At 71.0% G+C, this 21,109-nt stretch carries 22 protein-coding genes and 1 tRNA gene; 10 read left to right on the top strand and 13 right to left on the bottom strand.

The genetic code is table 11. The features are described 5' to 3' along the window. Positions 1–47: 47 nt before the first annotated feature. A complete protein-coding gene (locus ABZX10_RS02940; protein WP_355534361.1) occupies positions 48–980 on the bottom strand; it encodes an ABC transporter substrate-binding protein in 933 nt (310 codons plus the stop codon). A gap of 57 nt (positions 981–1,037) precedes the next feature. On the opposite strand from ABZX10_RS02940, the gene ABZX10_RS02935 reads away from it, so the two are divergent. The 4 genes from ABZX10_RS02935 (at position 1,038) to ABZX10_RS02920 (ending at position 6,038) form a co-directional block, all read left to right on the top strand. Beyond that, positions 1,038–1,676, top strand: coding sequence for a Type 1 glutamine amidotransferase-like domain-containing protein (locus ABZX10_RS02935; protein ID WP_355534359.1), 639 nt, complete (start codon positions 1,038–1,040; stop codon positions 1,674–1,676). A gap of 41 nt (positions 1,677–1,717) precedes the next feature. After that, complete coding sequence (locus tag ABZX10_RS02930; RefSeq protein WP_355534357.1) at positions 1,718–2,851, top strand: nucleotide pyrophosphatase/phosphodiesterase family protein; 1,134 nt, start codon at positions 1,718–1,720, stop codon at positions 2,849–2,851. A 112-nt stretch (positions 2,852–2,963) separates the two neighbouring features. Next, positions 2,964–4,166, top strand: a complete 1,203-nt coding sequence (locus tag ABZX10_RS02925) for an acyltransferase (protein WP_355534355.1) — start codon at positions 2,964–2,966, stop codon at positions 4,164–4,166. An 81-nt stretch (positions 4,167–4,247) separates the two neighbouring features. Then, positions 4,248–6,038 (top strand): DUF222 domain-containing protein, encoded by a 1,791-nt coding sequence (locus ABZX10_RS02920; RefSeq protein WP_355534353.1) that lies wholly within the window; start codon positions 4,248–4,250, stop codon positions 6,036–6,038. Between the two features lie 105 nt (positions 6,039–6,143). On the opposite strand, the gene ABZX10_RS02915 is transcribed toward ABZX10_RS02920, so the two are convergent. Further along, positions 6,144–7,871 (bottom strand): hypothetical protein, encoded by a 1,728-nt coding sequence (locus ABZX10_RS02915; RefSeq protein ID WP_355534351.1) that lies wholly within the window; start codon positions 7,869–7,871, stop codon positions 6,144–6,146. Positions 7,872–8,559: 688 nt separating this feature from the next. On the opposite strand from ABZX10_RS02915, the gene ABZX10_RS02910 reads away from it, so the two are divergent. After that, the gene (locus tag ABZX10_RS02910; protein ID WP_355534349.1) at positions 8,560–8,964 is read left to right on the top strand and encodes a tyrosine-type recombinase/integrase; all 405 of its coding nucleotides are present in this window, start codon (positions 8,560–8,562) and stop codon (positions 8,962–8,964) included. A 70-nt stretch (positions 8,965–9,034) separates the two neighbouring features. Here the strand turns inward: ABZX10_RS02910 and ABZX10_RS02905 are convergent, their stop codons facing one another. The 9 genes from ABZX10_RS02905 to ABZX10_RS02865 form a co-directional block, all read right to left on the bottom strand. Further along, a complete protein-coding gene (locus ABZX10_RS02905) occupies positions 9,035–9,535 on the bottom strand; it encodes a hypothetical protein (protein ID WP_355534347.1) in 501 nt (166 codons plus the stop codon). Between the two features lie 669 nt (positions 9,536–10,204). Next, positions 10,205–10,735, bottom strand: a complete 531-nt coding sequence (locus ABZX10_RS02900) for a hypothetical protein (RefSeq protein WP_355534345.1) — start codon at positions 10,733–10,735, stop codon at positions 10,205–10,207. Beyond that, positions 10,732–11,508: a hypothetical protein gene (locus ABZX10_RS02895; RefSeq protein WP_355534343.1), complete on the bottom strand. Its 777-nt coding sequence runs from the start codon at positions 11,506–11,508 to the stop codon at positions 10,732–10,734. Before ABZX10_RS02895 ends, ABZX10_RS02900 begins: the two co-directional genes overlap by 4 nt. After that, the gene (locus ABZX10_RS02890; RefSeq protein WP_355534341.1) at positions 11,505–12,176 is read right to left on the bottom strand and encodes a hypothetical protein; all 672 of its coding nucleotides are present in this window, start codon (positions 12,174–12,176) and stop codon (positions 11,505–11,507) included. Before ABZX10_RS02890 ends, ABZX10_RS02895 begins: the two co-directional genes overlap by 4 nt. 2 nt (positions 12,177–12,178) lie before the next feature. Beyond that, complete coding sequence (locus tag ABZX10_RS02885; RefSeq protein ID WP_355534339.1) at positions 12,179–12,427, bottom strand: hypothetical protein; 249 nt, start codon at positions 12,425–12,427, stop codon at positions 12,179–12,181. 26 nt (positions 12,428–12,453) lie between these two features. Beyond that, on the bottom strand, positions 12,454–12,948 hold the full coding sequence (locus ABZX10_RS02880; protein WP_355534337.1) for a hypothetical protein: 495 nt from the start codon (positions 12,946–12,948) through the stop codon (positions 12,454–12,456). 124 nt (positions 12,949–13,072) lie between these two features. Continuing rightward, the gene (locus ABZX10_RS02875) at positions 13,073–13,414 is read right to left on the bottom strand and encodes a hypothetical protein (protein ID WP_355534335.1); all 342 of its coding nucleotides are present in this window, start codon (positions 13,412–13,414) and stop codon (positions 13,073–13,075) included. A 215-nt stretch (positions 13,415–13,629) separates the two neighbouring features. Next, on the bottom strand, positions 13,630–15,039 hold the full coding sequence (locus tag ABZX10_RS02870) for an AAA family ATPase (RefSeq protein WP_355534333.1): 1,410 nt from the start codon (positions 15,037–15,039) through the stop codon (positions 13,630–13,632). Between the two features lie 188 nt (positions 15,040–15,227). Continuing rightward, positions 15,228–15,440: an excisionase family DNA-binding protein gene (locus ABZX10_RS02865; RefSeq protein ID WP_355534332.1), complete on the bottom strand. Its 213-nt coding sequence runs from the start codon at positions 15,438–15,440 to the stop codon at positions 15,228–15,230. A gap of 131 nt (positions 15,441–15,571) precedes the next feature. Between ABZX10_RS02865 and ABZX10_RS02860 the strand changes: the two genes are divergently transcribed. Further along, on the top strand, positions 15,572–16,090 hold the full coding sequence (locus tag ABZX10_RS02860; protein WP_355534330.1) for a hypothetical protein: 519 nt from the start codon (positions 15,572–15,574) through the stop codon (positions 16,088–16,090). Then, positions 16,087–17,328, top strand: coding sequence for a site-specific integrase (locus ABZX10_RS02855; protein WP_355534328.1), 1,242 nt, complete (start codon positions 16,087–16,089; stop codon positions 17,326–17,328). Before ABZX10_RS02860 ends, ABZX10_RS02855 begins: the two co-directional genes overlap by 4 nt. A 90-nt stretch (positions 17,329–17,418) precedes the next feature. Here ABZX10_RS02855 and ABZX10_RS02850 read toward each other — a convergent pair. Then, positions 17,419–17,489 (bottom strand) — tRNA-Gly (locus tag ABZX10_RS02850). A gap of 111 nt (positions 17,490–17,600) precedes the next feature. Between ABZX10_RS02850 and ABZX10_RS02845 the strand changes: the two genes are divergently transcribed. Genes ABZX10_RS02845 through ABZX10_RS02835 form a run of 3 tightly spaced genes read left to right on the top strand, consistent with a single transcriptional unit; the run spans position 17,601 to position 20,514 of the window. Next, a complete protein-coding gene (locus ABZX10_RS02845; RefSeq protein ID WP_355534326.1) occupies positions 17,601–18,959 on the top strand; it encodes an MFS transporter in 1,359 nt (452 codons plus the stop codon). Then, complete coding sequence (locus ABZX10_RS02840) at positions 18,949–19,704, top strand: winged helix-turn-helix domain-containing protein (protein ID WP_355534324.1); 756 nt, start codon at positions 18,949–18,951, stop codon at positions 19,702–19,704. The genes ABZX10_RS02845 and ABZX10_RS02840 overlap by 11 nt, the downstream gene beginning before the upstream one ends. Before the next feature lie 9 nt (positions 19,705–19,713). After that, a complete protein-coding gene (locus ABZX10_RS02835; RefSeq protein WP_355534322.1) occupies positions 19,714–20,514 on the top strand; it encodes a crotonase/enoyl-CoA hydratase family protein in 801 nt (266 codons plus the stop codon). Here ABZX10_RS02835 and ABZX10_RS02830 read toward each other — a convergent pair. Further along, a complete protein-coding gene (locus tag ABZX10_RS02830; protein WP_355534320.1) occupies positions 20,501–21,091 on the bottom strand; it encodes an XRE family transcriptional regulator in 591 nt (196 codons plus the stop codon). The two genes, ABZX10_RS02835 and ABZX10_RS02830, sit on opposite strands and share 14 nt — an antisense overlap. Positions 21,092–21,109: the final 18 nt, after the last annotated feature.

Below are 21,109 nucleotides of genomic sequence, written 5' to 3'. Positions count from 1 at the left end.
CGGACCGCTCGCGCGCGGCGGCACCGTCGACGATGGGACCGGATCACTCACCGTCCGGCCGGAACCTTCTGCGCCGCACGGGCGACCGCGTCGGCGACGGCCCGGTAGAAGTCAGGCAGGCGCGGGCCCCAGCGGGAGGGCACGTCCGCCGGAAGGGCGACGACGGTGCCGTCCCGTACGGCCCGCAGGTCGCGCCAGCCCGGGCGCTGCGCGATGACCTCGGGGGTCTGGCCGCAGCACTGGGTGTCTGCCAGGAGGATCAGCGCCGGATCCGCCTGGAGCAGCGTCTCCGCGGAGAGCTGCGGGTACCCGGTGCCCGGCTTGTCGGCGGCGTCGGCCGCGTTGTGCAGCCCGAACGCACCGTAGACCTTCCCGATGAAGGTCGACGAGGTGACGGTGTGCAGCTGGGGGTCGAGCTCGTGGAAGTAGCTCAGCGGCTGGGCGGTCCGCGGTGCGGCGCGGACCGCGTCGTCGATGGCGGCGCGCATCCGTGCGGTGAGCGCCTTCGCGTCCGCCTGCCGGCCGGTCGCGGTGCCGAGGTCGGTGATCTGGTCGAGCGCGTCGTCGAGGTCCTTGGCCGCGGGTTCCACCAACACCGGGATCCCCACCTTCTGCAACGCCGCGACGATGCCGTCCTGGTCATCGGAGACGACCACCAGGTCGGGCTTGTAGCCGATGACGGCCTCGGCGTTGGGGGTGAAGCCCGAGAGCGACGTGCGCGGGGCCTCGGCCGGGTAGGTGGACTGGTCGTCGACGGCGACGACCTGCTTCCCCGCCCCGATCGCGAACAGGGTCTCGGTGTGCGTGGGCGCGAGCGAGACGATCCGCTGCGGCGCGACCGGGACGGAGATCCGGCCGTTCGCGGCGTCCACCGCGACCGTCCGCCCTTGCGGCTCCTCGGCCGCCGAGCCGCAGGCCCCGACGGGGACGAGCAGCGCCGCGAATGCGACGAGGGCCGCCGTGCTCCGGTGCGAACGCATCGTCTTCTCCTCCGGTTCGTGCGGATCCAGTGTGGCAGAGGCCGTAGTGTTGCGATCGTGAACCTGTTGCTGATGTCCCTGAACGCCGGGGCGCTCCCCGGTTTCCTGCGCCGGCACACGGGGCGCGAGCCGAGCGCCCTGCGGCTCGGCTTCATCGACGACGCCGGCGGTCCGTACACGGATCAGCCCTTCGGCTCGTTCGAGTGGAATCAGCTGACTGACCTGGGATTCCGACTCACCCGGATGACGGTCGGGAAGTATCGGGACGCGCGGGACTTCGCATCGGATCTCGGCACCGTCGACGCCGTGTACCTCTCGGGCGGGCACACCTTCGTCCTGCTCGGCGCGCTGCAGAGCAACGGCACCGGCGAGGTGCTCACGGAGCGGGTTCGCGCGGGACTGCCGTACATCGGCCTCAGTGCGGGATCGGTCGTCGCGGGGCCGAACGTCGAGCCGGTCGCGCCCCTCGACGACCCCGCCGACGCCCCGGGCGTCACGGACTTCACCGGCCTGGGACTCGTCGACACCGTCGTCATCCCGCACGCCGACGGTCTGCTCCCGCCGTACCCGCCCGCGGTGATCGACGAGGTGGTGCGCACCTACGGCGGCCGGTTCCCGCTGACCCGGGTCAACGACGATCAGGCGCTGCTCGTGGAGGACGGCGTGGCCACCCTGATCCCGTCCGGCATCGCGTAGTTCCCGCCTCGACGGGCCTTTGCGGACGTTACGATCGATCGATGACCGGCATGCTCTCCGACGTATTGCCCTCGGTCTGTACCGCTTTCGGCATCCCGGGCGAGAACCCCCTGGGCCTGGCGGTGGAACGCGATGTCGTGCTGCTGCTCGTCGACGGACTCGGCGCGGAGCTCCTGCGGCGACACGCCGACACCGCTCCCGCCCTCGCCGCGCACGCCGGTGTCACGCTGGACGCGGGCTTCCCCGCCACCACGGCCACCAGCCTGTCGAGCCTCGCGCTCGGGGCGCCCTGCGCGGCGCACGGCATCGTCGGATACAGCTTCGGCGTGCCCGACGAGCACGGCCGACGCCTGTTCAACTCCCTGCGCTGGACCATCGACGGCGCGTCCGGTCCGGACGCCCGGGAGTCGCATCCGCCCCGCGAACTGCAGCGCCGCCGCAGCAAGCTCGAGACCCTCGCCGACGCCGGCGCCGAGATCCACTACGTGGTGCCCGCCTACCAGGAGAAGTCGGGCCTGACCCGCGCGTCGTTCCGGGCGGCCGGGGTGCTGCACGCGGCCTCCACCCTCGACGAGGTCCGCGAGGGCGTGCTCGCCGTGGCGCGGCACGACACCGCCGCCCGACGGTTCGCCTACGCCTACACGGGCCTGCTCGACGCCGCGGGGCACGTGCACGGCCCCGGCTCCCCGGAGTGGCTGGCCGCGCTGCGCGCCGTCGACGCGATGTTCGCGGACCTGCTGACGGACCTGCCACCCACCTGCACGCTGCTGGTCACCGCCGATCACGGCATGATCCAGGCCGAGTCCCTGGTGAACCTCGACGCGGTGCCGGCGCTGCGTCGGGGCGTGCGCGTGATCGCCGGCGAGGCCCGGGTGCGGCACGTCTACCTACAGCGGGGGCACCACGTCGACGACGTCCTGGCCCGGTGGGCGGACACCCTCGCCGGGCACGCCCGGGTCGTCAGCCGCGAGCAGGCCCTCGACGAGCACTGGTTCGGCCCCACTCCCCCGAACCCCGTCGTCGCGCACCGCATCGGCCACGTCCTGGCGGTCGCAGAGGGACGATCCGTCCTGGTGACCCCCAGCCAGGAGCCGATGGAGTCGCGCATGCTGGGGCATCACGGGGCATGGACCGTCGATGAGCAGGCGATCCCGCTGATCGCCGTGAACGGCTGACGGTCGGATCCCACCCTCCGCGGGATGCGTGGGCGAAGAGGGTAGAATGCCGAATCGTTACATATCGACAGCACGGGGTGAAGACGCGCAGCCCTGCTTCAGTCATAGGGTGGTGCCCACCATCGAAACCCAGAAGCCGGTGTCGGCCGCATCGCCGGCGCTCGTCGTGTCGCCGCCGAAGCCGAGGCGCGAACAGACCGCCGACCTGACCCGGGTGGTCCTGTTCCTCCTGGTGGTCGTCGCGCACTGCGTCACGACGATCAACTACACGCCGGACGTCGTCCGGCCGTCCGGGCTGGTCTCGGCCGCACTGCACATCACGCGGTACGGCTTCGTCGCGGTGACGCTGTTCGTGCTGGTACTGAGCATGCGTGGCCGCACGATGACGGCACGTGAGTTCTGGCGCAAGCGGTTCGGACTGATCGTTGCCCCCTATCTCGTGTGGACGCTCGCCTACTCGATCACCGACCACCTGCTGATCGCCGATGACCCGTTCCCCTCGTTCGGCCGGTGGCTGGGCGATCTCGGCCGCACCATCCTGACCGGCGACGCCAAGTACCAGCTCTACTTCCTCCTCATCTCGATGCAGATCTACCTGTTCTTCCCGGCGCTGTCGAAGCTGGCGGAGCGACTCAAGGGCCGGCCGTGGACGGTGCTGACCACCGCGGCCGCGATCCAGCTGGGTTTCTTCGCGTTCTACCAGTTCTGCCCACGGCCCGTCGGCGAGCCCTGGGAGACCCTGTACGACCACGTGTGGAAGCTGCTGCCCATGTACGCGCTGTTCATGGCGATCGGCATGCTCGCGGCTCAGCACTACGAGGCGGTCGGCAGCTGGCTGCGATCGCACGCCTTGCGCGCGATCGCGGCGTGCCTCGCGGCGTCGGCCTTCAGCCTGATCGCCTATCTGCGGGCCACCGACCCGGGCGACGTGCCGGACAGCGCGGTCGCCGCCTGGAATCCGCTCTACCTGCCGTGGTACGTGGCGGGGGTCATCCTGCTGTGGCTCGCCGCGATGATGTGGGACGACCTCCGCGCGTCGGGCAGGCCCGTCGGTGAGCGCGTCGTGTCGTGGGCGACGGTGCGGGCGTTCGGCGTCTTCGCCGTTCATCCGCTGATGCTGGACATCCTGAGCCGTGTCGGCTTCTTCGACGTACTCGGCACGTGGTTCCCCGCATCCGCCGTGCTGCGCACCATGACGCTCGCGGTGATCGTGCTCGCCATGTCGCTGCTGTTCGTGGACCTGGTGCTCCGCACGCCGGTCAGCCGGTGGTTCGTGGCGCGCGACAGGATTCGAAGGGCCGCCGCGAGAGCCTGACAACCCTTATTTCGAACACCTAGTCGATAATTCTCAGTCAATACTCATACTTGTTCGATTCAGTGCGCTAGAATAGCAAGTATGAGCCACTCGGACGACGCCTTCACTCTGGGCAGGCGGGCCGCCACCCCGCTCCCCGGAGTGTTCGACGGTGCGGTGTCCGGGTTGAGTGCGGCAGGCGCGCTCTCGCGGCTGCGCGTGTTGACCGCGCAGCAGAACCGACTGGAGGCGGAGCGCTCCGCTGTGCTGACCAGGCTGTACGAGCTGCGGGACGACGCGCGTCGCGTCCGGGAGGAATCCTCACGCCGCTTCGTCGACGATTGGGACGAGCTGGTCGCCGAGGTCGGCGCCGCGCTCGGGACCGGCCGTTCCGCTGCGGGCGCGGCGGTCCATCGCGGCCTCGATCTGCGGGAGCGCACCCCTCGGCTGTTCGAGCTGTTCGCGGCCGGGCGGGTCAGCCTGCCCCTCGTCCGGGAGGTCCTGCGGTCCTCGGCGGCCGTTCTCGACGACAGGGTGGCCGCGATGTTCGACGATCGGATCACCGCGTGGCTCGCTGCCCGTGCGGGTCTGTCGATCACCGCGCGGGCGGTCGCCGATGCCGCGAAGTCGATACTCACTCGGCTCGATCCGGCTGCCGCGCGCGAGGTGCCGCCGGTGGAACCGCGGGAACGGCTGGAGTTCCACTCCCGCGCCGACGGGCTGGTCGATCTGGAGGCGGTGATGCCGAAGGCGGAGGCGATCCGCCTGTCCTCTCTGGTCGGGCCGGTCGCGGAGTCGGTGTGCCGGCACGACGGCCGCACCCTGGGCCAGCGGCAGGTCGCCGCCCTGGTAGCACTGGCCGAGGGCTACGAGAGTCTGGGCTGCCGCTGCGGACGGGAGGGGTGCGACCTCCGGGAGGCCCGCCCGCGAACCGGGGCCGTCTCACCCGACATCCGGGCACTCGCCGTGATCGTGCTCAACGAGACCGATCTGTTCGACGCGACGAGCACCGAAGAAGACCTCTTCACACCGGTGTCCGCGCCCGAAGCCACCCCGGAGCCTGAGCCCGCGGCGCCCGAGCCCGGTTCCGAACCCGCCCTGGCACCCGAGCTCACCCCCGAGCCCGAGTCCCAGTCCGCGGCCACGGCCGGACACGGGGCGATCGTGCTGACCGGCGATCCCGGCCTCACCGGGCCGGTCACCGTCGAACAGGCACGGGAGTTGATCGCACAGTCCCGGACCCAGTTCCGCATCCTCGGGCGACGGGACCCGGCCACCGGCACCGTCCACGCGCACGGCGCGTCCGGGTACCGGCCCACCTGGTATCAGCTGCTGGTCATGCGGCTCACCTACCCCACCTGTGTGTTCCCCGGCTGCAGCGTGGCCGCGGACCGCTGCCAGGCCGATCACGTCGGGGAGTACGACAAAGACGATCCCGCCGCCGGCGGGCCGACCACCGTGGCGGGCCGAGGCACGAGCGGGAACCTGGTGCCACTCTGCGGTTTCCACCACCGCATCAAGACGGAGACCGGCTGGCTGTCCGACATCCTGCAGGACGGCACCGTCGAATGGCGGCATCCCGCCGGCGGCGTCTGGACGGTCCCACCCGGAGCAGCGACGGACCTGCTCCCCGGCCTGGGGAGGATCATCTGGGACGGCCCCGAGCCGGGCCCGGCCCGTGCCAAGAACCCCGACGGGCTGGAGACCGACGCGAAGCGCCGGGCGAAGGCGCGGCGTGCGCTGCGCATCGAGAATCGGCTCCTCCGTCACGAACGGCGCGAACGCGAGGCCGCGGAGGTCGAGGCCCGCGAGCGCGAACGGGAACGCAAGGAAGCCGAGGCCCAGGGACACACGTACGACGCCACCGCGCCGCTGAAGCCTCCGCCGTTCTGACCTGCCGTCAGTACCGCTGCGGGTACCCGTTCGCCTGCCAGAGGTTCTCCGTCGGGACGCGAACCACCCCGGCCGACAACGTTGTGCATGCGGCTTCCGCCCCGGTCACACCGGCCAGTACCCTCCCGGCGGGTCGATCGCGGGGTGGCGTCCGAGGTACTCGGCAGTGAGTGGCACGTCGACCTGCTCCGGCGGCACGCCCGGGTCCATCTGATAGACCTCGCCGTCGTCGTCGACGTAGTAGCCGGCGAATGTCGGATCGCTGACCGCTATCCGCCACGCGTGCTTCAGCCGGTGCAGGTTGATCTCGAACTTCGGGAAGTTCGGATCGATCGCCGCGATCCGCCGGCTGAATGCCTTCACCGCCACCCGGGGCGGGAGGAACGGGCTGTCGGACGGCGAGGGGATCCCGTACGCCCGGTCGCCCGCGCTGCTGCCCAGCGCCTCCCGCTCGGTCACGAGCCTCCCGTACACCAGTCGGCACGCCAGCACGACGACAGTCACGCGCGCCACCTCGTCGGGGTCGACCCGCGCGAAGTACCTCGGCGCCCGGCTCGCGTCGACCCGCGGGAAGATCTTCCAGTCCGCATCCGACGGTGCCGGACCGTCACCGTCGGGGCCGTCCAACTGCAGCTCCCACCGGTTGCCGTCGATCCGGGAGACCGTCGCCTTGGCCCCCTTGTACCGGCACGCCGTGGCGACGAGGTGGATCCCGGTGATCTCGGCCATCGGCACGATGCCGTACGCCGAGGTCTGTTTCGCGGCGTCGTACTCGTCCACCTCGACGAAGCCGTCGGGGATCACCGACCCCGGAAGTGCGGTGATCCGCACCGAGGAGTAGTCGCCGGCCGCCGACGCGTCGGGCCCGAACCGGTACACGCGCCCGCGGTACACGCAGTACACGTCACCGGGCAGCACCTGGCTGCCATCGAGGCGGACGCCCCACTCGCGCACGCTCCCACCGCCCGGCGCGCCGCTGAAGAGTTGGTCGATGATGTGGCTCACCCGTTCCTTCGGCACGTCGGGCGTCACGAAGCCCCGCGCCCGAGCCTGCGCGAGGATCGCCGAGCCGGGATTCAACCGGTATCGGCGCACGTAGTACGTGATCGCGTCGTCCCAGGTGAATTGACCATCCGTGCGCTTGTTGATCGGCACCACGCCGCGGTCCGATCCGCTCCACGGATCCGGGAGGAATCCGCGCGCCGCGGCGACCAGCGCGCCGCCGTCAAGGTAGTCGGCCAGCTGCCGAGCATCCTCCGCGGAGAGCCGCGCGCAGAGGTCGTCGGGCACGCCTCCGGTCGGATCGCGCCTGTCCGGCCGCCAGACGGTGAGCGGGATCGTCGGCCCCGACAGCGCCTCCTGTTCGGCGGCCCGCCGGACGTGGTCCGGAACCCCCACGCGGGACATGTCGGGGCCCGACGGACTCGGTACGAGCTTCGGGGCCGACGGTGCCGCTGCCTGCGCGGGTGCGAGGGGCCGTAGGCCCCCACCGATCGACTCGGCCGTCGCCCCGACGCCGAGGTAGTAGTCGAGGTTCTCCGCGGCCGTGTGCAGGCGCAGGTCCGTCGCCCCGCTCGCCCGCACGTGGGTGACCACGGCGACGCGGACCGGATGCTCCGGTACCTCGACGGCGTCCCGGAGTTCCTCGAACGCGCGCCCCGCCGCGACGGTCGATCCGACGAGCCGCGGCAGCACGTCGTGTTCGGAGTACCACCACGTCGCGAGCCGTGCTGTCCGGGGCGGTGGGTCGAACCACGCCACCACCGCGAACGCGTCCCACTCGACGCCCGTCGCCGTGATCTCCCGCCCCACGATCCCGATCAGCGCAGTCAACGACGCAGTCCGGTCCCCACTCATCTCTGTCCCCGTTCCCCCGCCCACGCGGGCTCCATCCGCTCCGACGGTACGCGTGTCCGGGCGACCCCATGACACAACGAAGACCCCGACCGGAAACTGGTGCCCAACAGGCGATTTGCCGCTTTTTCAGCGGCAGCAGAGGCGCACCGAACAGGTCGAATACCTCACCGAAGCCACACCCTGGCCGTTCAACGTCCTGGTCCACATGGCCGCCTGGACCGGCCTCCGCAGCGGCGAACTCGCAGGCCTGCAGATCGGCGACATCGACCTTGGACGCAACCCATCCGTCAGCGTCCAGCGCACCGCCCTGGTCGTGCACGGCGCGCCAGCGACCGGCACAGGCCAACCTCGACATGCCACCGGCCCCCACGCGGTCTACGACTCGCCCAAGACCCGCCGATCCAGAAGGCGCGTGCCTTTGACCGCCGCGACCGTTGCGATCCTCCGGGACTACTTGACGCCCCCCGACCGCCGCGACGGACCCGACCCCCGATTTAACGCGGGAGTCGCCACGCTAGCGCCACGGACGGACGCCCCGAACCGGACTCACCCGCGAGCGGGCGACCCCGACGCGCCCTTGTTCCCGAATATGCGGCTCGTTGCGGACCCGCCGACGGGCAGACGCGCGCCCCGGCACGTGACCGGACCCCGCGCGGGCAAGCCGATGACCCCAGAGGAACAGGCCGCACGGCGCACCGTCGAGGAAGCAGCGGCGCGCCTCGAACTCGACTGGAACGCGGTGCTGCTGCACAAGACCTACTACAAGGCCGTCTACCGGCCCGCGCTGCTCCGCGCCAGCGCAGCCCTGGTAGCCGACCGCCTGCGCCCGATACCCGCAGATGCCACCGCCCACAGCCTCCGGCACACCTACGCGAGCTTCTGCGTCAGCGCGGGCCTACACCCGAAGCAGATCGCGGACTACATGGGCCACGCGTCGGTCAACACGACGATGGGCATCTACGCCCACCTATTCGAGGACGACCACACCGACGCTATGGCCGCGCTCGGCAGCATCGCTGCTACCCGCCCGCGCCCGAACAACGTCACCCCGCTACGGGGCTGGGGTTAGAGCGGCGGCACGAAAACGGGGCGACACCACCCGAAGGTGATGCCGCCCCGCCGTCTTCCCCAGCCGCTGACTACTGCGCCGCGCTACCCTGTGCGAACCTCTTGACTGCGGCGTACAGCATCAGATTGATCGCGCTGGCGACCAACTGCGCTGCGCGGTCGTTGGCCTGCAGGCGGACCGATGCAGCCTCGAGCACAAACTTGATGCCAGCTTCGAGAGTCGTCGCGTCCTCAGCGAGGACGTAGACCTTCCGAAGCTGTTCGCGGTACTCGTCGGTGACGCGGATGATGCTCGCGACCGGGTCGGTGAGCTGCGGATCGGTCGAGCAGATCGCGGTGGCGAGCTGCAGGATGTTTGCCCGCCGCTCGTCGACCTTCGAAATCATCTCGGCCAGCGCCCCGTTGAAGCGGGGCATCACCGTACGCCAGTTGTGCTTGAAGTCGCCCAGACCGTCCCCGGTCTGGATCGTCCCCGAGCTGGAGTCGATGTCGGGCATCTTGATCGCAGAGAGAGCCTGGATCTCGGTGAGGAGTTGGACGACGGGGTCGTCCGTGCTGTTGAGCGGAGCCACTTGGCACCACCCCTTCCTGTAATAGGTGACGTGAGCCACCTCACTTCTCGGAAATTCCTCGAAGAGACAGGTTGCGGTGTAACGTCCCACAGGCATCGTCCAAATGCGTAGTACGTTGAGCCTCAACCCTAGGTGACTCCACCTCGGGGTTCGAGGCTTTTCGTCGTGTCGAACACTACACCTAGTGGTGCCCTACAGGAAGCGACACAACCACTTGCGAACAACATTCGTGGAATTACCAGCTCACAAGTAGCGGTTTCGAGTGTTTTCTGCGGCGAAACCCCAGGACACGCCGAGGATTCGCGACACGCCAGTCGAACACGCCGGGCACGCTCTCCCGTCAGGGCGTCTGGGCCGACGCTTCGAACTACTTGGCTGGTGAGTCCTGGCTGGAGGGCGGTCGCGGCGAACGGCGCGCGGTGTCGTCGCGGTGTCGATCGCCCCGCGCCGACCTCGAACACGGCAAAGGCCCCGGCCGGAAACCTACTCCGACCAGGGCCTTTGAATCTGAGCGGGCGACGGGAATCGAACCCGCGCAAGGCGTCCCGCATATTCGAGCATCTAGGTACTTGATTGCGCCCATGACCTGCGCCCGACCGAATTACATCGAGCATCGCGGTACATCGTGATTCTTGTTCATGCAACGTCGGCGTTGCATGAACCGTTGCATCATGGGCCGCCGAGCGCGACCGAGAACGTGGCCGGTGCCGCACCGCTGCGGATCATGGCGAGGGTGACCGAGCCGAGCCCGCCGCGATCGCCGTCCGGCAGTCCGAGCGCGGCGCATACGTCGTCATGGGTCGCTGCGCCCCGCCGCTCGATCACGTCGGCGACCGCGAGCACCGAGATCCAGCAACGGTCGACCAGCGGCACCACGCTGCGCGCCTCGACGCTCTGCCCGGACGCGCACAGCGCCGCCTCGTCAAGGTGGCCGGACCCGCGGAGCACGGCGTGCAGCTCGCGCTCGGTCGGCCGTCGACCTGCGCGCAGCCTCGCCTCGGCCCACGGCCCGGCGTAGGTGATCGGTGCGAGCGCGCCCGGCGGCACGCTGCGCAGCGCCGTGTGCCCGGCACGCTCTGGATGCTCGGGCGCGTCAAGCGCGGAGATCCGCACCGTCGCGCCGAGCACAACCGCAGCGACGGCGTGCCCCGCTTCATGCACGGAGACACGCCGTCGCGCGACGCTGGCCGGGTCGGTCACGGGGTGATCGTGGCGGCCGCGATCGCCTTCTCGTAGCCGATGACGGACGTTCGCTCGGCGAGGACCGAGAACCGGCCGCCCTCGTGGTCGATCACCTCGCGCAGCTGTACGGGGTCACGCCACCCGAACGGCGTGGAGGTGGCGACCAGCGTGCTGCCGAGCCCGGCAACGTATCCGCCGCCGAACACCCACGTGTGCCCGGCCGGGGTGCGGTACCGCCCGTCACGCTGCGGGTCGCCGAGCAGGTGGTCGCGCGCGGCGTAGGCCATCCAGGCGGTCGATGCGTGGATGAAGCCGAGGGTGTTGGTCGTGGCCAGGGCGGCCTCCAGCGCGGACACCGCCGCGGTGAGGTCCGGCACCGTCGTCGGTGTCCCGGCGTCGGCCAGGGCGCGCACCGCGAACTCGCGCTCGATCATCAGCGGCTCGCGCAGGCGCATCGTCTGCTCGGCGCGCAGCCGCACCTCGGCCTGGCTCAGCGAGGTCAGGTCGCACTCGTCGTGTGCCCAGGCGGTCACCGGGTGGAATGCGTCGAGCGCAGCGGGGCGGTCGCCGGGCGCGATCTCGCCGGGCGCGCCGCACCACGCCGCGTCCCAGATCCCGGACGACGGTTCGACGCCGTAGTTGCCCGCGGCCTCGATCTCGACGCCGAGCAGGTGGCGAGACGCACCGGTCATGTCGGTCCAGATCGTGGCGTCGGCCAGTCCGGTGTGCGCGGGGTTCACCAGCGGCGGCCGGAAACGGACGGGCGCAAGGCCCTGGGTCGGCGTGGTCATCGGTTCAGCTCCTTCATCAGTGCGTCGAGTTCCGCTCGGCGCGGGTCGGTCTTCGGGGTCTTCGGGCCGCACTGCCGCCGGTAGTCGTCCGCTCGGTCGAGCGCGCGGGTCAGGTTGCGGGCCGCCTGGTCGACCTCGGACAGCGCGCGTTCGACGCGCTCGGACGCGCTGAGCCGTCCGCGCAGCGTGCCGGGCGGCGCGGCGTGCGCAAGCAGGTCGGCCAGCTGGTCGGCGTACGGCGCGGCGTGCTGCGCGAGCACCTGCGCCCACTCGCCGGATCGGACCTGATCGGCCGTGATCGTGGGCGGCGCGGGTCGCTCTGCGAGGTCGCAGAGCAGCCGTGCGGATCGGCCGCGCCGGTCGACGGGCAGGTTCCGGGTCTGCCGCTGCGCGTCCCGCTCAGCGAGCAGCCCGACGACGGCATGCACCAGCTCGTGCACGGCGTCAGCGACCTGACGGACCAGCGGGGCGTGCGCGCCCGGTTTCGGTTCGGCAGCGACCCGCTCGGCCAGCGGGTCGCAGGTGGCCGCGACCTCGGCACCGAGGTCGAACTGGCCGCCGAGCACGACGGGCAGCCCGCGGCGTCGGCGATCGCGGATCTCGGCCGCGGTCGGCCGAGGCGGTGCCGGAACGGGCACGCGGAGTATGCGGCGCTTGATGGTGCGCATGACTAGGAATCCTCTCGATCGGGGGTGCGGGGGTACTGCCGCCGGATCGCGGCGACGCGGTGGCGCTCGGGCATGCCGGTCACGCCGATGTAGGCCACGAACGCACGGCGCAGCTCGTCGGTGTCGAGCAGGCCGAGCAGCACGTGCAGCCGGTCGCCATCCAGGTTCAGCACGTGCTCGGCGAGCGCGATGCCGTTCTGCATGTCGGCCTCGGCCTGCGCCGAGTCAGGTTTGGGCGGTGCGGTGTTCATGGATCTCTCCTGTTCGGGGTTGGTGTTCACTCGTCGGCCCACGGTTCGTTCGGGTCGATTACCTCGGCGTCGATCACGCGCATAGGTGGTTGGTGTCCGCGGACCCACTTCGTGGCCTCGGCTCGCAGGTCCGGGTCGGCGAGCAGTGCGGACAGCACGGCCGCCATCTCGGCATCGGAGACGGTCGAGATCGGCGGTGCGGCGGCGAGGCCGAGCAGCCGGGCGCGGCGGTCGTGCACCTGAAGGACGGCCTTGCATGCGTCGATGTCGCCCGCGAGCGCCTTGCCCCAGTACGCGGCGTGCAGCTGGTCGAGCCGCTGCGTCTCGACGGATCGCAGCTCGGCGATGCCTTCAGCCTCGGTGCGATCGAGCAGCCGGGTGACGGCGTACCGCGCCGAGGACTCGTCACCCCATCCCAGCGTCTCGGCGATCTCGCGGTAGGTCTTGCCCTCGACGCGCAGCGCCACCGCGCGCACGGCACGCTCACGGTCGTGTGGTTGCCGGACGGCCTTGCTCGGCATCAGATCCCCTTTCGACGGGCAGTGATTGGTCGGGCTCTCGTTGGCCCGCTAACGGATCGGGATTCGCTCCCCGCCCCGTACCCCAGCGGGTGTGAGTTCGGCGCTCTCCGTTGAGCTGAGCGGGTCAGTCGTGCGCGCACGCATTGCGCGGCCACCTCTCACCGAGGGATCGGGGCAGCGCGGCGGTCGCTCGGTCGTAGGCATCGGCTCGCTCGATCCAGCACGTACCGCGGCGCTGCTCCAGCACCGCGAGTCCGTCGTCAACCGCGTGCAGCAGGGCGGACTCGCGCTCGCAGCCGTTCGGGCTGTTCTCGGGTAGAGCGCGGCGCAGCGTCGCCCAGCGCACGCGGGTGCCCTCGGGCAACTTCTCGATCTCGCGGCGCAGCGCGTCGATGCACCGTCGCTCGATCTCGGCGTCGCCGAACAAGTCGGCGGGGATGGACGGCCGGGCGGTCGTGTCGGTCATGGTCTTCTCCGATCGGGTTCACAGGCCCTTGGTCGGTTGGTTCTCTCCGCTGCGGTCCGGCGGCGCTCGGGATCGGCCAGTGAGTGCGTCACCACTACCCACCGCCCCGGTGAGCGTGCAGTGAGTGCGTGAGCGCCTATAGGCGCACTGACGCACTACTGCGACAGTGCGACTGACGCACTGGAACGCACTGACGCACTGGGCTGATTTCGGGGTCAAGATCCGGCCTCCAGAGCGACGAACGGATCGGGTCCGGGCGAGAGCAACGAGGCGCGGTGAGGGCCAGGCGTGACGACGACGGCGTTCGCTCCGATCGCGGCCTCGACGGTCCGTCGGGCGACCCGCTGCGGCACGTCGTGCTCATGCTGAAGCCGTGCGATCGCGGCGCGCTTGGACAGCACGCCCGGCTCGGCCCGCACCAGGGCGGTGAGCAACGGGATCTCGGTTCGATCCGCCGCGGTGCGCCGGTTGCCGTCCTCGTAGGTCAGGTGTCGGGTCTCGGGGTCGAAGGCCAGCGAGCCCTCGGGCACCGCCACGTCGCGGCCCAGCGCCGCGATGTAGGCCGTGCGCGAGTCGTCCGACTCGTCGCCGTCGCGCACGATCTTCCACAGGGCGTCCGGCCAGTCGAGCAGCCGCGAGTCGCCGCGCGCCCGCTCTCCCGAGTGACCCATGTGCGTGACGACCATGCCCTCGCCCGCGCCGATCTCGGCCAGCAGCTCGTCGAAGGCCACCAGCACGCGCCCGGCGTCCTTGTCCTCGCTCAGGCCGAGCGCGTCGAGCACGGGGCGCAGGCAGTCGAGAATGACCACGTCGGCCCCGGCGAGCCGCTGCGCCCACTGCGAGCGCACCGTCGGGTCGAGCAGGTCGAACGAGGACACCGCGCCGCGCAGGGGCAGCACCGTCACCGCGTCCGTGCGCACGATGCCCTGGTCGCGCAGCCAGCGGCGCAGCGTCCGCGGGTCCAGCTCGGTGTCGACCAGCGCGACGCGCTCGACCGGTGTCGTGTCGAACCGGCCGAGCAGGCGGCCACCGTCGACCAGCGTGCGGATCACGTTGCCGACCAGCGTCGACTTGCCGCTCTTGTATTGCGCGGCCAACAGGATGCGCCCGCCGACCGGCCAGAGATCGGCGACGCGGTAGGTCACGTCCTCGTCGGGCTGCGCGAGCAGATCCGCGAGCGGCATCGGGTCCGGCGGCGCGACCGCTGCGCCATGCAGAGCCGCGCGGCGCACGCCCTCGGCGTTGATCCGGCGCTGAAGCGCGGCCCGGATCGACGCGGCCTCGACCTGTACGTCTTCCAGCTCGCGCATCGTCAGCGCGTGCAGTTCATCCAGCTCTGCCGGGGTCGCGCCCGCCGCGAGTAGCTTGTCGCCCGCGACGAACAGCCTCGGCCGGTCCGAGGCCATGTCGCGCTGCGCGTTGAACCGGCGCGTCGCTGCGGTCACGCTGCGCGCCCACGGGCGGTGCATGCCGCTCAGCTCGTCGAGCGCGTACGCCCGGGTCGCGTACAGCGCGGCCACGTTCTCGATCGTGCGCAGCGGACGGCCGCGCCCCTCGCCCGGCCACCTCGCGGGCGCGGCGTCGGTCGCTGACGCGACAGCGCCGGTTTCGGTATTCTGGGGCACGGAACTCTCCGATCGAGGTCTCTCTGGGCAGACGCCCCCGCGTTCTCCGGCGGGGGCGTCTCTCGTTCTCTGGCAAGATTCGCAAATACCTACTGTTGTAGGGTTTTTCGTCTCCTACGCCTCGGCGACGGTGACCCGGTCCATAGCCAGGCGATCACCGCCGCCGAGGGTGACAGGGGCCAGTTGGTTTAGGCCGCGCCGAGCAGGCGCAGCAGGGGCTCGCGAGGAATCAGGACGCGGCGGCCCACCCGGATGGCGGGAATGTCGCCGCTCTCGATCCCGCGGCCCAGCGTGCGGGTGTCGACGCCCATCACCTCGGCCGCCTCGGAGCGACTCAGCGTCGCGGCGCTACTCCGGCGCAGCCACTCCAGGTCTCGTCGAGTGTCGTTGTGTGCGTACATGTTCGGTGGTCCTCCAGAGGGTGGATTCGGCTTGCTCGCGTCCACTCTTGCATCTAAAGGGTGTAATTGCCACGGCGATGTGTTCTACTGTTTCTGTGAACGGTTACAACGACCGCCCGATCAAGGGTGATGTGCAGAGCGTCGTCGGTCGCCCCGACGGCCGATTCGAGATCGCGCTCGAAGGCCACGACCACAGGTACGCGGTCCGAATCCAGCGAGCTGCGGGCGGCCCGCCGCGCCTCGTAGAGCTGTCCATCCTGTCCGACGACGACTCGGCCGAGATCACACCTGCGACCGTCCGGCAGATTCCGGTGAGACGACTTGCAGCAGCGGCGGCCAGGTTCGATGCACCGTCACCGTTCGTGACGCCGGATGAACTCTACGATCCCACCGCTGCGCATCGGCCTGAACGCCGACGCGGCGGCCGAGGCAACAAGCTCGACGACGTGCACTATCGGCAGGTCGCGGCGCTACTGGTCGCGGCCCGCGAGAACGGTGAGGCACCGCGTGCCGCGGTGGCGGCCAGCTTCCACGTCTCGGTGCCGACCGTCAACAAGTGGATCTCGATCGCGAAAGACCGCGGGTACCTCGCCCGCGACTGGGCCACCTCGACCAACCCGACCAGCACCGAACCGGAGACCAGAGCATGACCAAGCGCACGACGACCAGCCGCCGCCGCGGTAAGGGCTCGATCACCAGTTACGCCACCAAGGCGGGCACGCGGTGGCGGTTCCAGGTGTGGGTACCCGCCGACCCCGAGCACCCCGAGGCCGAGTGGAAGCACGTCGGCAAGGGCGGTTTCGAGACCGCCGACGCCGCGGATGACGCGATGCAGGACGCCCGGACCCAACACAAGGCCGGGGTCGACCTCACCGCGACCATTCCGACGGTCGCCGAGTACGCCGAGCGGTGGCTGCGCAGTCTTGATCTCGCCGCTGCGACGACGGCGCAGTACCGGCGCAACGTGACCAAGCACATCGTGCCGCACATCGGTGGCCTGCGACTCGACCGCGTGACACCGACGCGCATCGGCAAGCTGTACGTGGACCTCCAGCGGCCGGACGCCTCGCGGGCACGCGCGGCGGGCGGTCTGTCCAAGAACACCGTGCTGAAGGTGGCGACGAACCTGTCGCAGATGTTCGACGCGGCCGTGGAAGACCGGTACATCGCGACCAACCCGACCAAGCGCAAGGCGGCCAAGGCACCGACCGCGACCGCGGTCAAGCGCGAGCAGGCCGAGATGGTCACGTGGTCGCCCGCGCAGCTCTCGGCGTTCCTGACCTGGGACCGGGACACGTTCGGCGACGACATGCACGCCCTGTGGTTCGTCGCGGCGCACACGGGCATGCGTCGGTCCGAACTGCTCGGCCTGCGCTGGAGCGACGTGGATCTCACGGCGGGGCGCATCCAGGTGCGCCGCGCACTCGATACCGCGCGGCCCGGCGAGGTCAAGGGCACCAAGTCGAACCGGGCGCGAGTCGTCGACATCGACCCCGGCACTGTCACCGTGCTGCGCCGCTGGAGGCGCGAGCGTGGCGGCATCACGCTGGAGCTGACGAAGGCCGACGCGTTCGTGTTCGGCACCGCGACCGGCGCGGCCCGCTGCCCGGTGAGCACGTCCGAGATGTTCGCGCGCCGGATCACGCGGGCTCGCGCGGCGCTCGGTGCCGACGCGCTGCCCACCATGAAGCTGCATGGTCTCCGGCACACGCACGCGACGATCTTGCTGGAGGCGGGCGAGAACCCCAAGGTCGTGTCGGAACGGCTCGGGCACGCCTCCGTGTCGTTCACGCTGACGGTCTACGCCCACGTCACGCCGACGATGCAGCGCGGTGCCGTGGACCGGTTCACCGCGGCGCTCAGCGGAGCCGCGAACGGCACCAGCTGACGCCCCTTGTTGCATAGCTCGTTGCATAGGCCCCGAAACAGCACAGTGCCCCACCCGCATTCATGCAGGTGGGGCACTGTTTTCCTTCTGAGCGGGCGACGGGAATCGAACCCGCGTAGCTAGTTTGGAAGACTAGGGCTCTACCATTGAGCTACGCCCGCGTGCGTCTCACGACGCTCGCAACATGCTACGGCATGGCCTCGCGCGGGTGGAAATCACCCGCGGCGAACTGTTCGGCGGGCACCGAACCGTTCCGGCACCAGGCTGGTGTCATGCAACCCGATCGGCGGCGCACCGTCGCACTCCTGGCCCTGTCCCTGGCGTTCGGCCTGATCCAGTTCGACGCCACCGTCGTCAACGTGGTCCTGGGCTCGACGGCCCGCGACCTGGGCGGCGGACTGGGCCTCGCGCAGTGGGCGGTCGACGGCTACACCATCCCGTTCGCGGCGCTGATGCTCCTCGCCGGCCCCGCGGCGGATCGATTCGGACGGAAGCAGGTCTGCGTCCTCGGGTTCGCACTGTTCGCGCTGGCGACGGCGGGCTGCGCACTCTCCCCCGGCTGGGCGACACTGATCGGCTTCCGCGTCGTCCAGGGTGTGGCCGCGGCGATGATCCTGCCCAGCTCGCTGGCGATGATCGGCGAGCTCTATCCCGGTGCGGCAGAACGAGCACGGGCCCTAGGGATCTGGGGCGGGATCGCCAGCGCCGGATTCGCGGCCGGTCCGCCGATCGGCGGCCTCCTGGCCGCGAGCGCGGGGTGGCGGGCGGCGTTCTGGGTGGGCACGCCGATCGCGGTCCTCGCGGGACTGGCCGTGTGGGCGACGGTGCCCGACTCGCCGCGGCACGCCCGCCCACTGGACGTGCGGGGCGCGACCATCGGCGCGGCGGCGCTGGCTCTCGGAGCCGCCGCCCTCATCGAGCTCGGCCAGGGACGCCCCGCGCTCGCGGCCTGCCTCGTGATGGCCACTGGCATCGCTACCAGCGCATTCCTCGCCTCCCAACGCGTCGCGCGGCACCCTATGGTTCCCCGCGGACTGCTCGCGCGCGGACCGTTCCGGGGCGCCGCGATCACCGGGCTGGTCTTCAACTTCGCCCTGTACGGGGCCCTGCTCGTCGTCGGGTTGGCGCTGCAGCAGGTGCACGGCCTGACGGTGCTCGAGACGGGGGCGGCGATCCTGCCGATGACGGTGGTCGTGGCACTCGGATCGACCGTGAGTGGATTCGTCACCGCACGCACCGGTCCCCGACCGCCGATGGTCGCGGGCTTCGCCTGCGCGGCGACGGGCGCGCTGGTGGTCGCCGTCGGCGCATCCCACCCGGGCGCGATCGTCACGGGGATGAGCCTGATCGGGCTCGCGTCGCTCGCCATGCCCGCAATGACCTCCGTCGCGCTGGACGCCGCGCCGCCCGAACACGCCGGGCTCGCCGGAGCGGTGCTCAATTGCGCGCGTCAGGCGGGCGGGGCGCTCGGCGTCGCCGGATTCGGGGCGCTCTACAACGCCGCCGGCCGCACCTCCGCCGCGCTCGCGGTGACCTTCGGCGCCGTCGCGGCCATACTCGTGGTGGGGGTGGTCACCAGCGTCGGCGCCACCGTCCCCGGAGAGCAGGAGGTGCGCAGCGATGCCGGGTGATGCGGATCTGGCGGGGATCGGCGAGTTGTTCGCCGACCGCACCCGCAGCCGGATCCTGTTGTCCCTGTTGGGCGGGAGGGAACTCGCCGCCGGCGTCCTCGCCGACGAGGCCGGAGTATCGCGTCCCACCGCGAGCGGCCACCTCCGGCGCCTCGTCGACGGGGGCCTGCTCGAGGTCCGGTCCGAGGGTCGCCATCGCTGGTACCGGATCGCGGGGCCCGAGGTCGCCGACCTCATCGAGCGACTGGCCGCGTTCGCCCCGCCGCAGCCGGTCAGCACGCTCAAGGCGACCACCCGCGCAACGCGCCTGCGCACGGCCCGCACCTGCTACGACCATTTCGCGGGCCGCCTCGGCGTCGCGATCATGGGCTCGCTGCTCGAGCACGGACATCTGACGGGCGGCGACGGCCTGTTCCACGACGACGGTGCCGACCGTCCCGCATCGTCGGGCCGCGAGCTGGACTACCGCCTCACCGACGACGGGCTCGCCTTCCTCCACGACCTCGGCGTCACGCTGCCCGACGGTGCCGCGCGCCCACTGGTCCGGTACTGCATCGACTGGACCGAGACCCGGCACCACCTCGCGGGCGGCGCCGGTCGAGCATTGAGCGACCGGTTCTTCACCGCGGGCTGGGCCGAACGCCTCCCCCTGTACCGCGCCGTGCGGGTGACCCCGGCCGGGGAGCGGGTCCTGGCAGGTCGATTCGGCGTCGACTGGGCACGCGAGCCGGGATCCTCGGCATAGGGTCGGACCATGACCGAACCCCTGCTGATCGAGCGCGACGGCCCCGTCGTCACCTGGACCCTGAACGACCCCGCGGCGCGCAACCCGGTGTCCGACGACGCGATGATCGAGGCGATCGAGCGCGCCGTCGATGCGGTCAACCACGACGACGGGGTCCGCGTCGCGATCCTCACCGGCGCGGGTTCGGCGTTCAGTTCCGGCGGCAACGTCAAGCACATGCGCGACAAGGAGGGCATGTTCGGGGGCACCGCGGCCCAGCAGCGGCAGGGGTACCGGCACGGCATCCAGCGCATTCCGCGGGCGCTGTACCACTGCGAGGTCCCGACGGTGGCCGCGGTGAACGGTCCCGCGATCGGCGCGGGCTGCGACCTCGCGATGATGTGCGACCTGCGGGTGGCCTCCACGCGGGCGCGCTTCGCGGAGAGCTTCGTCAAAGTGGGGCTGATCCCCGGCGACGGCGGGGCATGGCTGCTCCCCCGCATCGTCGGCATGGCCCGCGCCACCGAGATGGCACTCACGGGCGACGCGGTCGACGCCGAGACGGCGCTGGCGTGGGGCATGGTGTCGAGCGTCGTCGAGCCCGAGGACCTGCTCCCCGCCGCGCGCGCTCTCGCGGACCGGGTCGCGGCGAATCCGCCGCAGGCCCTGCGGATGACGAAGCGCCTGCTCCGCGAGGGGCAGCACCAGAGCCTCGACGCACTGCTCGAGTTGTCCGCGGCGATGCAGACCATCGCGCATGCGACCGCGGACCACCACGAGGCGGTCGCCGCCATGCTGGACAAGCGGCCGCCTCACTTCACCGGGGCGTAGTCTCCCCCGCTCGCGCCTCGCCGTCCGACCGCCCCGGCAACGCGGGCGCCATCACCCACAACACGCGCGCCCCCGCGGGGCCCGCAGTGAAGGCGTGCGGGCGTCCCGGGTCGAAGGTCATCGCATCCCCGACGGTCAGCTCGACGCCCGGTTCCGGGGGGAAGGCGAGGTGGAGCAGCCCGCTCTGCACCAGCACGAAGGACACCTCGGCGGGTAGCGCGTAGGACTCGTCGCCGCTGCCGCCGCCGGGCTCGATGTCGCTGAGCAGCACCTGAACCCGCCGTTCGGCGGACGGCGTGAGCAGGTACTCGGACAGTCCGGTGCCGCCGAAACCGACCTGCGGATAGGCGTCCGCCCGGACGACGGAGCCGGCCCCGCCACCGTCGAACAGCGATCCGACGGGGACCTCCAGGACCTCGCACAGCCGGACGAGCACGGCCATCGACGGTGCCGCGAGCCCCCGCTCCACCTTCGACAGATAGCCCTTGGTGACGCCGACCCGGTCGGCGATCTCGGCGAGCGTCAGCCGGCGGGAACGGCGGGCCGCCTTGAGCGCCCCGCCCACCTGATCCGGCACGGGCGGAAGGGCATCCGC

The sequence above is a fragment of the Tsukamurella sp. NPDC003166 genome (assembly GCF_040611135.1).
GTDB lineage: Bacteria > Actinomycetota > Actinomycetes > Mycobacteriales > Mycobacteriaceae > Tsukamurella.
This window is presented reverse-complemented; position numbering and strand designations above follow the sequence as displayed.

Bases quoted from the DNA above. Each gene is read 5' to 3' on its own strand.
- ABZX10_RS02940 (WP_355534361.1), bottom strand. From the start codon at position 980: ATGCGTTCGCACCGGAGCACGGCGGCCCTCGTCGCATTCGCGGCGCTG.
- ABZX10_RS02930 (WP_355534357.1), top strand. From the start codon at position 1,718: ATGACCGGCATGCTCTCCGACGTATTGCCCTCGGTCTGTACCGCTTTC.
- ABZX10_RS02920 (WP_355534353.1), top strand. From the start codon at position 4,248: ATGAGCCACTCGGACGACGCCTTCACTCTGGGCAGGCGGGCCGCCACC.
- ABZX10_RS02910 (WP_355534349.1), top strand. From the start codon at position 8,560: ATGACCCCAGAGGAACAGGCCGCACGGCGCACCGTCGAGGAAGCAGCG.
- ABZX10_RS02895 (WP_355534343.1), bottom strand. From the start codon at position 11,508: ATGACCACGCCGACCCAGGGCCTTGCGCCCGTCCGTTTCCGGCCGCCG.
- ABZX10_RS02890 (WP_355534341.1), bottom strand. From the start codon at position 12,176: ATGCGCACCATCAAGCGCCGCATACTCCGCGTGCCCGTTCCGGCACCG.
- ABZX10_RS02885 (WP_355534339.1), bottom strand. From the start codon at position 12,427: ATGAACACCGCACCGCCCAAACCTGACTCGGCGCAGGCCGAGGCCGAC.
- ABZX10_RS02880 (WP_355534337.1), bottom strand. From the start codon at position 12,948: ATGCCGAGCAAGGCCGTCCGGCAACCACACGACCGTGAGCGTGCCGTG.
- ABZX10_RS02875 (WP_355534335.1), bottom strand. From the start codon at position 13,414: ATGACCGACACGACCGCCCGGCCGTCCATCCCCGCCGACTTGTTCGGC.
- ABZX10_RS02865 (WP_355534332.1), bottom strand. From the start codon at position 15,440: ATGTACGCACACAACGACACTCGACGAGACCTGGAGTGGCTGCGCCGG.
- ABZX10_RS02855 (WP_355534328.1), top strand. From the start codon at position 16,087: ATGACCAAGCGCACGACGACCAGCCGCCGCCGCGGTAAGGGCTCGATC.
- ABZX10_RS02845 (WP_355534326.1), top strand. From the start codon at position 17,601: ATGCAACCCGATCGGCGGCGCACCGTCGCACTCCTGGCCCTGTCCCTG.
- ABZX10_RS02840 (WP_355534324.1), top strand. From the start codon at position 18,949: ATGCCGGGTGATGCGGATCTGGCGGGGATCGGCGAGTTGTTCGCCGAC.
- ABZX10_RS02835 (WP_355534322.1), top strand. From the start codon at position 19,714: ATGACCGAACCCCTGCTGATCGAGCGCGACGGCCCCGTCGTCACCTGG.